The following is a 14,493-nucleotide window of genomic DNA, read 5'->3' on the forward strand; positions in this document are numbered from 1 at the left end:
ATCTCTTATTTTAGTGCCTGATATGCAATATCAGTTCTGCATTTTTTCCCAGCAAAATGTACTTGCCCACAAAGTTTATATGCTCTATCTCTTGCTTGTTTGATTGTTTCACCAAAACCGACACAAAGAAGAACTCTTCCACCAGTAGCAAAAAGTTTACCATCCTCTTTACTAACACCAGCATAAGAAATATGTGTATTATTTAAAATCTCTTCATCAACTATTTCATCAACTATTATTTCTGAAGCTGGGCTAGAACCATAAGGATAGTTTCCACTTGCCATTACAACGGCAACTCCATATTCATTTTTTATTTTAATATCTAATTTATCAAGTTGTTTAGTTGCACCTTTGTAAAAAAGTTCTGAAACAGGAGTTTCAAGTAAAGGCATTAAAATTTCACACTCTGGATCACCAAATCTAACATTGTATTCTAAAATAATTGGTTCACCATTTACTACCATAACACCAATAAATAATACACCTTCAAAAGGAGCACCCTCTTTTTTCATACCCTCTAGTGTTGGTTTAATAACTCTCTCTTCAACTTTTTTATAAATATCATCATTTACTAATGGAGTTGGAGCATATGCACCCATACCACCTGTATTTGGTCCAGTATCTCCATCCCCTACTCTTTTATGATCTTGAGCAGCAGGTAAAACTTTATAGTTGTCACCATCACAAATTGCAAAAATAGATAGTTCATAACCGTCTAAATATTCTTCAACAACAATTGAAGTTCCAGCATCTCCAAAAGATTCTCCACTTAACATATCAGAGGCTGCTTTTTTAGCTTCTTCTTTACTTTGAGCTATAATTACACCTTTACCTGCACATAAGCCATCTGCTTTTACAACTATAGGTTCATTCATTGTATCAATGAAGTCATGAGCTTCTTCTACAGAAGTAGTTTCTATAAACGCTGCTGTTGGTATGTTATACTTTTTAAGAATATTTTTCATATACACTTTTGAGCCTTCAAGCTGAGCTGCAGCTTTACTTGGACCAAATACTGTTAAACCATTTTCTTTAAATATATCAACAACACCATCTACTAATGGAGCTTCAGGACCTACTATTGTTAAATCAATTGTATTTTCTTTTGCCCATTGTGCTAATTCGTTATAATCTTTAATATTTATATTTGTACCTAAATTGTCAGTTGCCCCATTTCCTGGCATAAAAAATAAGTTATGATTTTCCTCTTCTTTAGAAATAGCTAGTCCAATAGAGTATTCTCTACCACCAGAACCAAGTATTAAAATGTTCACTAGATTGTCCTTAATAATGAGTAATAAATTAATCCAAGCAGCCGTTAACCATCAAAATGGCCCACAAAAGCCAACGTTAGCAGACAAGAATTATACTTTAGGAACGAGAATACAAAAGCAAACGTTCAACACCGTATAAATTACAATCATCCACAAAAATATAGTAACGGACCCTCAACAATGGAAATCCCGCACTACTTAGATTATAATAATTTTAGCTAATTTCGTTTAAATAAAAGATTAAAAAGTAACCATTTGAGATAGTTTTATACACTCTTCAACTGATGTAACAGGGCTTATTTTAAAATTGACATAATTAGGTAAACATTTAGAAGTGGTTTTACCTATAACAATTGCATTAAAACTTTTATCCCAAGAATAGTTTTTAAAAAAACAATTAACTGATGATGGGGAGGTAAATATTATAGTTGAATTTTTTTCTAATTCTATATTTAATTTATCATTGCAAACAGTTTCATATGTAATTAATTCATCAATATCGGTATTAGACTCTTTTAATATATTTACTAAATTTGAAGCAACCTCTTTAGCTCTTACATAAAGAACTTTTTTATTCGCCAGTTTATCTTTTAATTCTTTAGCAAAATCATTACCATGTCCACTAGAACCTGTATATTCTACTATCCCGCCATTTTTTAATATAATATCAGCAGTTTTTTTAGCTATTGCATAACAAGGTACTTTTATCCAATCATCATTAAAACTATTTAAAGAATAAATAGCATTTTTTGAAGTTATAATTAAGGCATCATATTTTTTTAAATCAAAACTAGATGGAATATATTTTATTTTAAAAACTTCTAAATTTATAACACCATCAAATTTTTGATTATTTAAAAGGTATGTTTTAGCCATTAACAATCTCTTTATGCTGTACATAATTTATAGCATCATCAATATTAGTAAATATTTTTATTTTTTTAAATATATCATCTTGATCTAATTGCATTATAGTTTTTCTATGTCTATATTTTGAAATAAAGATTACATTCATTCCTCTTTTTTTCAATTTGTCAATTATATTTTCTAAAATAAAAATTGCAGATAAGTCCAATGAAAAGGCATTTTTAAAATCAATTATAATTGTTTTAATATTATCATCAATTCTATCAATTTTTTCATCTAAGATTGATGCAGTACCAAAAAATAACTCACCATTAATCTTAATAGTATAAATAGAGTTGTTATCTATATCAATATCAAAAGATGATTTTTTTATATTTCTAACAGTTTTTATTTGAGTACCCTTTGATACTTTATATATTGCCATTATAGAAGCAATTGTTATACCCACTCCAACTGCCATAATTAAATCTACAAAAATTGTTAAAAGTAATACTGTAACCATTACAAGTAAATCTCTCTTATTTACTTTTTTAATAATCTTAATAAATTTATAATCTAGAATATCAAATCCAACTTTTATCAAAATACCTGAAAGTACAGCCAATGGTATTTGCGATGCTAATGGAGCAAGAAATAAAACAATAAGTAATAGTGTAAAAGAATGAACCATTCCAGAAATTTTTGTAGTTCCTCCACTATTAATATTTATAACTGTTCTCATAGTTGCACCTGCTCCAGGGATTGCTCCAAAAAGTGAGCATATAGAGTTACCAATACCTTGTCCAATTAATTCTTGATTTGGTCTATGTTTTGTTTTTGTCATATTATCGGCAACTAAAGAGGTTAATAACGAGTCAATAGAGCCTAATAAAGCTAAAGTAATAGATAATGTAATTATCTCTTTTAGATTTACAAAACTAAAGTTTATAGGTAATGTAATCTCTGGTAATCCTGTAGGAATTTCACCAATCTTAGGTACATTTAAATTTAAATAAAATGATAAATATGTTACTGCAATTAATGCAATTAGTGCAGGAGGAATAATTTGTCTAACTTTTTTAGGAGTTAAAAACATAATTCCTAGTGTAATAGAAGCAATTATCAGTGCATCTTTATTAGTTTGTGATATTGTATCCATAAAGTTTAATACAGTTAACAGTATTGAAGGTTGCGAATCTACCCCTAAAAAAGGATTTATTTGTAAGATAATAATAATAACACCTACTCCACTCATAAACCCTGAGATAACAGGATATGGAATAAACTGAATCCATTTACCAATTTTTATAACAGCAAAAGAGATTTGAATCAACCCTGATAGAAATATTATTGTCATAACAGTGTTAATATCACCAGGAAAAGCAGCAATTGCCGTTGCTGTTACAACTGTCATTGGTCCAGTTGGTCCTGATATTTGTGTTGAAGTACCACCAAACAGTGCAGCGAAAAAACCTAAAATGATTGCACCATATATACCTGCAATTGCACCAGCACCACTTGCAACACCAAATGCTAAAGCTAAAGGTAATGCAACAACGGCTGCTGTGATACCACCAAGAACATCATTTTTTAAATTGTTAATGCTAATCATTCAAAACTCTCCCACTAAATGAGTTTTTAAAAGTCTTCTAACTCTTCCTCACTCTCTTCTCTTTGTCCTTTTCCTCTTGCTACAAGATGAATAGGTGTACCTTCAAAGTTTATATTATCCCTTAAAAAGTTTATTAAATATCTTTTATATGAAAAATGTAAAAGTTTAGGTTTATTCATAATAAGTGCAATTCTTGGAGGTTTTGTTTCAAACTGTGTAGAATAATAAATTCTAAGAAAATTACCTGCAGGACTTGGAAGAGCATGTCTCATTACCGCTGTTTCAATTGCCTTATTTAGTGTTGAGGTTGGAACTCTTTGACTATAGTTTTCATAAATCTCAACTAATTTGTCTTTTAATCTATCGATACTTCTACCTGTTTTTGCTGAAACGGCAATTATAGGTGCATAATATAAAAATTTAAATTTTCTTCGCACCTTTTCTTCAAACTCTTTAAAATCTTCTCTATTTTCATCCCATTTATTTAAAACAATAATAGTCCCTAAACCATATTGATCAACTAAACCTGCAATTTTTTCATCTAAATCATATAGTTCTTCTGAGGCATCTAAAACAACTAAAGCAAGATTTGCAATTTCAAGCATCTCTTTTGTTCTCATTAAAGCAAATTTTTCAATTCCTTCAATCTTACCTCTTCTTCTTAGACCTGCTGTATCAACGAAGGTAATATTTTTATCTTTATACTCAAAAGATTCATCAACTGGGTCAATAGTTGTTCCTGCAATTGGAGAAACAACTGATCTTTCTGCTCCAACAAGTGCATTTAGAATTGAAGATTTTCCAACATTTGTTCTACCTATAATGGCAACTCTTATCTCACCATCATCTTGGAAATCAGCTGACTCATTTATATCTTCAACTGGAGCTAAAAAATCTTCTAAGTAGTCATCATCATCTACTTCGTAGTTTATAACTTCTTCTTCAACTCTTGGTGGTAATTTTTCCCAAATCCATTCAAATAAAGATTTTGTTCCTCTATTATGTGAAACTGAAATACCAAAAAGATTTTCTTCATCAATACCAAATTCAAAGAAAGCCCAAAGTCTTTCATCTTTTTCTTTGTCGTTATCTATTTTATTTACCACTAAAGCTAATTTTTTACCTAGAGTTTGAAGCTCATAAAATAATTCTTTATCCTTTTCATCTGGTATCTTTTTACCATCGACCATAAAAAGTATTATATCAGCCTCTTTAGCACACTCTACTGCTTTTCTTTTTACATTAGAAAATATAGCATCGTTTGTATCATCTATACCCCCTGTGTCAAGCATAAGTGCATCTCTATCAAGGATTTCAACCTCATGCTTTCTAATATCCCTAGTTGTACCAGCCATATCAGAAACAATAGCAATTCTTTTTTTTGCAATTCTATTAAATAATGATGATTTTCCAACATTAGGTTGTCCAATCAATGCAATTTTTTTCAGTTCGTTTGTCATGTAAACTTTTTCCTTTAAAATAAAAAAGGTATTAGCCTTAAGCTAATACCTTTAAGAAACATTAGATTATATCTTAATATAATCCAAATTTTCCTTCATCTTTTGATTTGTATAATACTCTCATATTATCATCTTTGTCAAAGAATACTTTAAATTGAGCATCAGAACCTTTTAAATCATCTAATGCCTCTTGAATATCCATTGGTTTATAAGAAGTAAGTCTTACTGGGAAGATTTCATCTTCAAATTTCTCTAATTCGTTAGCTATTTGATCTTCAATCTCTGCAGCTGCAACTTCTGTTAATTTTGTAGCTTTATGACCCGTGATTTTATCATGGTGTCTTCTTAAAACTTTTGAAACTCTATCTACAGCGATATCAATTGCTGAATATAAATCTTTATCTTTTTGTTTTACAACAACAGTATCTAAATGTGCGATATTTAACGTAAATTCAAAAGTAAATGCTTTTCTTCCATTTTTTTCTTCTTGGTCAATAATTGCGTTTACAGATATAATATCTAAATTATATTTTTTGAAAATCTCAATTGAACTATTAACATAATCTTTAATAGGTTCGGTTAATTCTATGTGTCTTCCTACAATACTTGTATTCATAACATACTCCTTTTGCTTATATAGTAATATTATTTTAACATACTAATTATTAATTATAACTACTATTTTGAAAAAAGCTTTAATAATACATAGTAATTAGTTCAAGTTGTATATTTAAATCATTAATTTTCAAATCCAATTCTCTCATTTTTTTAGTATTTGATAACACTTCCACATCTTCTATTGCTTTATAACCTGCATTGTATTCATCTTTTACTGTTTGTAGTAGTTCTTCATATAATATAATATCTTTATTTGCTATATTTTTTAAATTTTCATAGGTTTCAATATTTTGTATTAGTTTTTCGTATTCCATTGATTCATCTATGATTTTTTGTTCTTTTTCATTTTTTGATAAAAGGTATTCAAGTTTTGATTTTTCAATATCATTTAAGGTTGAAAAACTAATTGGTATTGTTAGGTTTACACCATAGTTATATGTTTCATCCTCTGTATTTTCATAATTTTTGTTATAACTTGATGAAAAAGATATTGTTGGCATATAGTCAGTCTTTTTGATTTTATAAGTACTTTTTGCAATCTCTTCACTATAAACAGATAAATTTACATCTTTTGAATTTTTTATAAAATCATCTAATTTTTTAATTTTCAAATTTGGTATATCAATATTTTGATAATCTTTATTTGTATATTGTTTTAAACTAAGAAGATATTGTTTTTTTGATTTAAATAGATTAATCAACTCCTCTTCTAATGTATTCTTTTCCATAATTGTATCATTTAAATCAGAGATTCCAACCTCACCTGCACTATATTCACTTTTTAAAATTGCTAAGTCTATCTCTTTGTTTAAAATTGTTAATTTTTGTTTTTCAATACTTAGATCTGTTATCTTTGCATTTAATGTGTTTGAATATATATTGTTTAAATATTCACTGAAGGTTATTTTTAAATCAAGCAAATCATACTGTTCTTGTATTTTTGCTAAATCTATTGTTTCAAAAATTCCACCAAATTTAAATATATCTTGTTCGTATGATAGACTCATACTTTTAGAAGTATTGCCATTATTGTCTTCAGAAATATTCGAACTTATATTAATATCTGATAGCCAACTTTTTTGATTTAACTTTTTATCCTCATTAATGATTTTTTCTTTTGTTTCTATAATAGATTTTTGTGTAGGAGAGAATAAGTTTATCTCTTCATTGGCAGTTAAAGATGAACAAAAAACTAAACTTGTAATTAATATTTTATTATTCATCTTTAAACTCAACTTTCATAATTTGTCCAAATTCATTATTATCTAAAGTTAAAACTACTTTATGGGCCGATACATATGTTTTATCTAGTGTTTTATCTATTTTTTTTATTTTTGCAAGACCTTTTTCATCATTAATATAAACTTTCTTTTTTGATATGTTTTCATAATCATCTTTACTAACATAAACTACTAGTTTAGATTTAGATATATTCATTGCAGTGGCCAATTGTGTACCAGTTGAAACATAATCATTTTTATCTACATCAAATTGCTTGATATATAACTTATTTACTTTTATACTCTTTTTTGAGATTGTATCTTTTAATGAGGCAATTGATAATTTTATAGAATCAATATTTATTTTTAAATCTAAAATATCATAATACTTGTCATCTTTATCAGATTGACTTTTACCTCTAATATTTATAAATTTTTCATAATTACTTTGGGCAATTGATAATTTTTTGTTGTATAACTTTAATTGGTTTTGATAAATTTTTAACTCTTTTTGTTCTAAAGAATCATCAATTCTGATAAGTTCCTTTGTTACAATTTTTGTTTCATCATTTTTGTCTAGTTTAATAATTTGTCCTGAGGCTTGAGCATAAATAATAAACTCTTCATATGGTTCAATTTTGGCCATATAAGTTTGTGAATATAAAAATAGTGGTAATAATAAAAATATAAGTTTTTTCATAGTTAAATCCTTTTAGTCTTTTATTTTGAATATTGTTGCATATAATGCTGGTACATAAATTAAATTTAAAATCGTACCCCAAGCTATACCAAATCCTAAAGATATGGCAATTGGTTGAAGCATAACTGATTCTCCTGTTGGGAAGAATATCAATGTAGATAAACCTAAGATAGTTGTAATTGATGTAATTAATATAGGTCTTACCCTTTGTTTAGCTTTTTTATAAAACTCTGATTTATTTTTAGTTCCATGTAAAAAGTCTAACATAATAATACCATCATTAATAACAACTCCTGCAAGGCCTAACATACCTATAAATGATTGGGAATTTAAATTTATTCCCATTATGGTATGTCCTAATACAGCACCAAAAACTGTAAAAGGAATAACTGAAAGAATAATAAAAGCACTTTTAAAAGATGGGAAGTTTATTAATAAGGTTAAGAAAATTAAAAATAAACCAACTAAAAAAGCTTTTAACATATCACTAGCCATTTGAGCACTTTTTTCACGCTCTCCCCCATAAAAAATCTTCATATTAGTATTAGAAATCTCTTTTAAAAGTGGATCAATTTGAGCTAATACTTCATTTGAACTTGTTACACTTTTTTCTATATTTGCATAGATTTTCTTTTGTATTTCACCATCTTCTTTTTCTATTTTTTCAAAGTTTCTTTCAATCTTGAAATCAACTAACTCTTGTAGCTCAATTTTTTTGTCATCTATATTAATTAAGAAGTGTTTCATCTCATCAATACTATCTTTATAAATTGATTGAGTTATAATATCAATTACTCCGTCATTGTTAAAAGTATTAGCTTGATCTTTTTCCATAAAGAAATTTGCAACTTGTGTTGCAATTGTACTATCTGTAAGCCCTAAAGATTGTGCATAAGAATTTAATGAAAACTTGTACTCACTTTCACCTAATTGGGTATTATCTGTTACATCCTTTACACCATCTATATTTGATAATTCTTTTTTTATTTTATCGATACTTTTAAGAAGTAAACTTTTATCATCGCTACTTAAATTTAGTTCAATATCAGTTTTTACAATACCTATTCTTCTTGTAACAATATTAAATTCAACTGCTTTATCTTCTTTTACTAAAGGATTAATCAACTCTCTTATTTGATTCATTGCTGTTTGTGTGTCAATAGTTCGAATTTTATCCTTTCTTTCGAAATCAAAACTAAGACTTAAAACGGGATTTACATATTTTTCTAAAAAATTATCCTCTTTAAAATCTTCAAGTTCAATATTTAAATTAAATCCATTTTCAATAGTTTCACTATCACTTGCTATATTTGAAAACCTACCTACGGTGGTGTCAATATTTTTAATAAAAATCTCATTTTTATTTTCTAGTAATAGTTTTTCATATTTTTTAACTACTTCATTTGTTTCTTTTAATCCTAAAGATTCATCTAATTTTACTGATACAGTAATACTTCCAAAATCTAAATCAGGCATCATTTGAAATCTACTATTTGTAATAAGTAAATAAGTTAAAGCAGGAACAATGATAAAAAAAGACAAAAGAAATATCTTTTTAAAATGTATTATTTTATGTAAAATATTTTCGTAAAAGTTGTAAGCTTTTGTCCAGTCAAGCATTTTATCTTTTCTTTTTAAAATATGCTTTGCATGAAGTGGAAGAAAAATAAATGACTCAATTAATGATGCAAAAATAAGTACTGATATTACAATTGGAACAAGCTTCATAAGATTACCTAATTCACCACTTATTAGAAGCATAGGTAAAAAAGCAAATATTGTAGTAAAAGCAGCAATTAAAACAGGTGCAATCATCTCTTTTGCACCAATTAAAACTGCATCATTGAGCTTTTTACCTTCATCAAGATGTCTTTGTATGTTTTCACTTACAATAATTGCATCATCAACTACGATACCTAAAGATATCAACATTGCCATTAATGAAATCATATTTAAACTAAAGCCGAATTGTTCAATTACTAATAAGGCTAAAATAAATGAAAAAGGAATCCCCATTACAATTACTATTGATAACCTTGGGCTAATTAATAAGTGCATACATAAACCAACTAGTATAAGACCTAAGGTGATATTTGCAATAATAGTTTTAATTCTATCATCAACAGGTTCACTACTATCTCTAGTAATTTCCATAGTTAAATCTTCTGTTTCTTGTTCATAATTAGCTAAAATATTTTTAACTTTTTTAGCTATAGCAATTGAATCACCAACATCATCTTTATATATGTTAAATGAGATTGTTGTTTGTCCATTTAATCTAGAGATAGTCTCATCTATTGGATAATCAATTGAAATATTTGCAATATCTTTTAAATAGACTGCTTTAGAGTCAACTTTTAATATAGTATTTTCCCAAGTGGTTTTATTAAACTTATTATTGTTTGCACTTAAATATACATGATTACCTGTTTGTTCTATTTGTGCTACAGGATATATATAGGATAAATTACCAATAGCACTAATAACAGAAGAGCTTTCTAATCCATACATATCAATTTTTTTATGGTCTAGTAAAATATCAATTTGAAGTTCACTATCACCATATATTTGAATCTCACTAATATTTGAAACTGAAAGCAGTTTTGTTTTTAAGTCTTTTGAGATATCAAGAAGTTCTTTTTTTGATCTATTTTGAGAAAGAATTGAGACGTTCATCAATGACATTTGTCTTTGAACAGAACTAACTGTTGGTTCTGTCATATCACTTGGGAAATATTTTTTAGCTGAACTAACAGCATCTTTTACTTCATCTTGAATCTCTTTTTTATCTACTCCATCTTGTAGTTCAATTTTAATTGAAAAACTACCATTTGTAATAGTTGAGCTTACCTCTTCTATACCAGAAATAGTATCTATTTGATTTTCTAACTCTACAACAGCAAAATTATTTAAACTACTTGCACTAGCACCACTATAACTTCCATTTACTTGTATACTTTCTAATGTGACAGTTGGAAACATCTCTTTTGGTATTTTGTAATATCCAAAGATTCCCATTATCAAGATAAAAAGTAAAAGTGTATGATTTAACCTTGAATTTTCAAGAAAATATTCTATTATTTTATTCATTTTAACTTTCTTTTTAAATTAATTGTATATACAATTATATCTGATGAATATTAACGGTATGTTACTAAAAAGTAATAGCTACGCTTTTCTAAACGTAGCTAAATAACGAACTTGAAGTAGATTTTGAAAGATAAGAATTTAATTCACTATTATTATTTTGAGTATTGATGATTTTCATCATTCCACTGAAACTATCTTGGTCAATAGGATCATCAGAATTTGATTTTAATGCTTCCATAAGCATTTTAATGTTTTGAAGACTATTATCATTAGCTGTTTCAGTACTTTCATCTTCACTTGAATTATTGCTAATACCATAATATGCTTCTAATTCTTCCCTTGATATAACCCCATCTTCATTTGTGTCAATCTCAGAGTAAGTTTCTTCATCTTCGCTTTCACTACTAGCTGAAGATTCTCCTCCTCCCATTGGAGCTCCACCAGCTGGTGGTGGTGTAGTACCACTTGCTACTTTATTTATGGCAGATGTTAATTCTTCTGTTGATATTGACCCATCGCTATCAGTATCTAATGAAGAAAATTCCTCTTGGCTTAACAAAGAAACCTCTTCACTTGTAAGAAGTGAATCCCCATCAGTATCATATGCTGACATTAATTCTGCAGCAAAATCACCACTCATAGAGTCTGTGTTATTACTTGGTTTTTCAGGAGGTTCTGGTATCTCTAAGCCTAAGTCTGAAAGTAAAGAAGAAAATTCTTCTGGACTAGGCATTGAACCTCCATATTCAGAAAGTTTACTTTCTATTGCAGAACTTAATTCTGCTTGTGTTGCATAACCATCTGAGTCACTATCTAAGGTATTAAAAAGTTCTTCATCAATACCTAATTCTTCTAAACTTAATGCTGAATCTGAATCAGTATCTGTTTGAGATATTATATCTTTTGAAATATTACTAACCGATGGCATCATTGATGTCAAACCAATTGAAGATATGTTCATAATAGGCTCCTTTTAATTTAAATAGTTTTTCTATTATTGAAAGTTTATACCTTTAAAGTAAATAATTGGTAACAATTAATTTTCTAATCATCATCTCCATTAATAATCATTTCTAATGAAGCAAAAGCATTTTCCATTTCAGTAATAATTACTGTATATGCAGCAAATTGTTCAGCCATTTGTGAATATTTTTCATCAAGTCTTTCTGATTCTTCTTCATATTCTTCTTCTAAAGTTTCAAGTTTATTATCTAACTTATCTTCATATGTAGTTAAAGCACCATCTAAAGAATCTAAATCATCAAGATAATTACTTAATGTTGTAGCTAAACCTTCTTTTTCTGCATATCCTACAAATAGTTCTTTTAAATCATCATAATTATTTGCTAAAGCATCAGCCAACTCGTCAGAATCAACTTCCATATAACCATCTTCATCAAAAGAAATTCCATAAAAAAACGCTGATTCTTCATCCTCTAATCCATATGATTCATAGAATATATTCTTTATTTCACTCATAATAGATCTAATTGAACTTGTATCTTGTATAACTCCTGTTTCATCATCGTCACCATCTGTATATGTAGAAACTAAATCAACAAGTTCATTATAGATTGTAGCTAAACTTTCAATTGCCTCAATAACATAACTATCATCATTAGTTATTGTTATTGATGAATTTCCTTCATCAACTGCACTAATAATTAATCCACTACTTAATGTAACTTTATTAGATGAAATATCATAATCAACTCCATCAATTGTTGCAATTAAATTTTGTGAAGTTAATACATGATTTTCTTCTTCCTCAAAACCTAAATCTAAATCATCCCCTTGACTTATTGTTACTGAATTAGCTAGACCACTTTCTGCACTTTTAATAACTAATCTATACGAGTTATCACCAACTTCTTCTAAAGATGCCTCTAAGGAACTAATATAATTTATTTCAGTCACTAAATCTTCATATGTCATACCTGATGTATCAAAAGTATATGATTCGTCACCTACATCAATAGTTAAATCAGAATCTATTAATTCTTCTTCAATATCAGTTATAAGATTTGATTGATAAACATCTTTTTTTGCCAATTGTTCAACTGAAACAGTAACTGTACCTGGGTTTAAATCACTTGAATCTGCGGCATCAAAAGAAACTGAATCTCCTGATGTATTTGCTGTCATTTCATCAAACACATTAGTATCACTAGTATATAAATCAAAATATTGTACTACTTCATATAATTCATCAATTTTTAAAGCAATTGTATCAATGGCTTCAATTTCTAATTCAGTCTCTTCTATATCTTCAGTAATTGGATCTAAATATGCAGTATCCTCTGCTGCCCTTAATTTTTCTAATAGTTCTGAATTTAATTCTAAACTACCAGAACTTCCTAATCCTAATATTCCGTCAGCCATCTTATCCTCCTACATATCTAAAATTGTTTGTAGCATTTCATCTACAACAGTTATAACTTTTGCATTAGCTTCATATGCTGCTTGATACTGTATTAAGTTAATCATCTCTTCATCACTATCTACACTAGTTTCTTCTTCATATTTGGACTTTAAAGATTGAACAACTGCTTCTTGAGTTTCTAGTATAAATGCATTATCTTCTACAGAAGAAGATATGCCCACTAGAAAATCTTGATAGTATTCTGTAAAGGAACCAGAAAAATCACCAATTGAGTAACCTTCTCCCCATTGTATTTGTGCAATATTTTCTAAATCATCACTACTTAAACTATCTATTACACCATCAACTAATTCCATATTGCTAACGGAATCTCCACTAAAAATTGTTGTTGAACTAGCACTATTAAATTCAGTAATTAAAGCCGAAGCAAAATCATCTAAACTTTCCATAGCTTCATATATTGCAGAATCAGATGATAAATTTTGTGTTAAAGATTTTAATGACCCACTAGACATTTCAAGTTCATTATTATAAATGGTTAAGGATGTATCACCATCTTCTTCTACAATTGAAACTTCATGCAAATTTGTGCCATTAAATATAGCTGTTACTCCACCAATTTTTAAATCATAATTATCATTTGAAGTATCAACTTCAATATCAACATATTGAGCAAGTTCAAATTCTAGTTGGTCTTGTTTATCAAGTAAGTCATTTCTAGATTCACTACTATTTTGAATTTGTTCATTTATATAAACAATATCTTCTAATATAGTATTTACTTCTGAAACTTCATCTTCTAATTGAGATGAAATAGAATCTTCTAAATCTTCTAAATCACTATATAGACCTTGTAATGAAGTAATTAATAACTCTGTATTACTTTCAACTTCACTGGCATAAATTGAATCAGTTGGGTCACTTCTTAAACTCTCAATTGAATTAAAAAAATCACTTAATGTAGTTGATAGACCACTTGTATCTGTTTCTTGAAAAATAATTTCAATTTGTGATAAAGTAGTATCTTGTTGTTCATAATAAGACTGTTTACTTGATTGATTTAGTATTTGGGTATAAAGATATTGATTTGTAGTTCTACTAACACTATCAAAAGATACACCATTACCAATATTATCTTCTAATGAATCAACTTCACTTGTATCACTTACTCTTTTTTTATAACCTTCTGTATTTTCATTAGCAATATTATTAGAAGTTACATCAATTTGAGACCTAGAAGTAAACAGTCCTGATTGAGCTGTATACAAAGAATTTATCATAATAAATCCT

At 27.9% G+C, this 14,493-nt stretch carries 11 protein-coding genes; all 11 read right to left on the reverse strand.

Annotation, left to right across the window (positions count from 1 at the left end; all coding sequences use genetic code 11):
* Positions 1-5 precede the first annotated feature (5 nt).
* The 11 genes from purD to flgK all read right to left on the reverse strand — a co-directional run bounded on the left by purD (position 6) and on the right by flgK (position 14,483).
* Positions 6-1,274, reverse strand: a complete 1,269-nt coding sequence (gene purD, locus FDK22_RS14495; RefSeq protein WP_138153704.1) for a phosphoribosylamine--glycine ligase — start codon at positions 1,272-1,274, stop codon at positions 6-8.
* A 240-nt stretch (positions 1,275-1,514) separates the two neighbouring features.
* On the reverse strand, positions 1,515-2,150 hold the full coding sequence (locus FDK22_RS14500) for a uroporphyrinogen-III synthase (RefSeq protein ID WP_138153705.1): 636 nt from the start codon (positions 2,148-2,150) through the stop codon (positions 1,515-1,517).
* A complete protein-coding gene (locus FDK22_RS14505) occupies positions 2,143-3,732 on the reverse strand; it encodes a SulP family inorganic anion transporter (RefSeq protein WP_138153706.1) in 1,590 nt (529 codons plus the stop codon). The genes FDK22_RS14500 and FDK22_RS14505 overlap by 8 nt, the downstream gene beginning before the upstream one ends.
* A 26-nt stretch (positions 3,733-3,758) precedes the next feature.
* Positions 3,759-5,192 carry a ribosome biogenesis GTPase Der gene (der, locus tag FDK22_RS14510; protein WP_138153707.1) on the reverse strand — a complete coding sequence of 478 codons (1,434 nt, stop codon included), beginning with the start codon at positions 5,190-5,192 and terminating at the stop codon, positions 3,759-3,761.
* 73 nt (positions 5,193-5,265) lie between these two features.
* On the reverse strand, positions 5,266-5,808 hold the full coding sequence (gene hpf, locus FDK22_RS14515) for a ribosome hibernation-promoting factor, HPF/YfiA family (protein ID WP_138153708.1): 543 nt from the start codon (positions 5,806-5,808) through the stop codon (positions 5,266-5,268).
* Between the two features lie 79 nt (positions 5,809-5,887).
* Positions 5,888-7,033, reverse strand: coding sequence for a TolC family protein (locus FDK22_RS14520; RefSeq protein ID WP_138153709.1), 1,146 nt, complete (start codon positions 7,031-7,033; stop codon positions 5,888-5,890).
* Positions 7,026-7,730 carry an efflux RND transporter periplasmic adaptor subunit gene (locus FDK22_RS14525; RefSeq protein WP_138153710.1) on the reverse strand — a complete coding sequence of 235 codons (705 nt, stop codon included), beginning with the start codon at positions 7,728-7,730 and terminating at the stop codon, positions 7,026-7,028. Before FDK22_RS14525 ends, FDK22_RS14520 begins: the two co-directional genes overlap by 8 nt.
* Before the next feature lie 12 nt (positions 7,731-7,742).
* Positions 7,743-10,820, reverse strand: coding sequence for an efflux RND transporter permease subunit (locus FDK22_RS14530; RefSeq protein ID WP_138153711.1), 3,078 nt, complete (start codon positions 10,818-10,820; stop codon positions 7,743-7,745).
* 88 nt (positions 10,821-10,908) lie between these two features.
* On the reverse strand, positions 10,909-11,781 hold the full coding sequence (locus FDK22_RS14535; protein WP_138153712.1) for an EF-hand domain-containing protein: 873 nt from the start codon (positions 11,779-11,781) through the stop codon (positions 10,909-10,911).
* A gap of 83 nt (positions 11,782-11,864) precedes the next feature.
* On the reverse strand, positions 11,865-13,202 hold the full coding sequence (gene fliD / locus FDK22_RS14540; RefSeq protein WP_138153713.1) for a flagellar filament capping protein FliD: 1,338 nt from the start codon (positions 13,200-13,202) through the stop codon (positions 11,865-11,867).
* Between the two features lie 9 nt (positions 13,203-13,211).
* A complete protein-coding gene (flgK, locus tag FDK22_RS14545; RefSeq protein WP_138153714.1) occupies positions 13,212-14,483 on the reverse strand; it encodes a flagellar hook-associated protein FlgK in 1,272 nt (423 codons plus the stop codon).
* Positions 14,484-14,493: the final 10 nt, after the last annotated feature.

Origin of the sequence: Arcobacter arenosus, assembly GCF_005771535.1 — a bacterium.
Lineage (GTDB): Bacteria > Campylobacterota > Campylobacteria > Campylobacterales > Arcobacteraceae > Halarcobacter > Halarcobacter arenosus.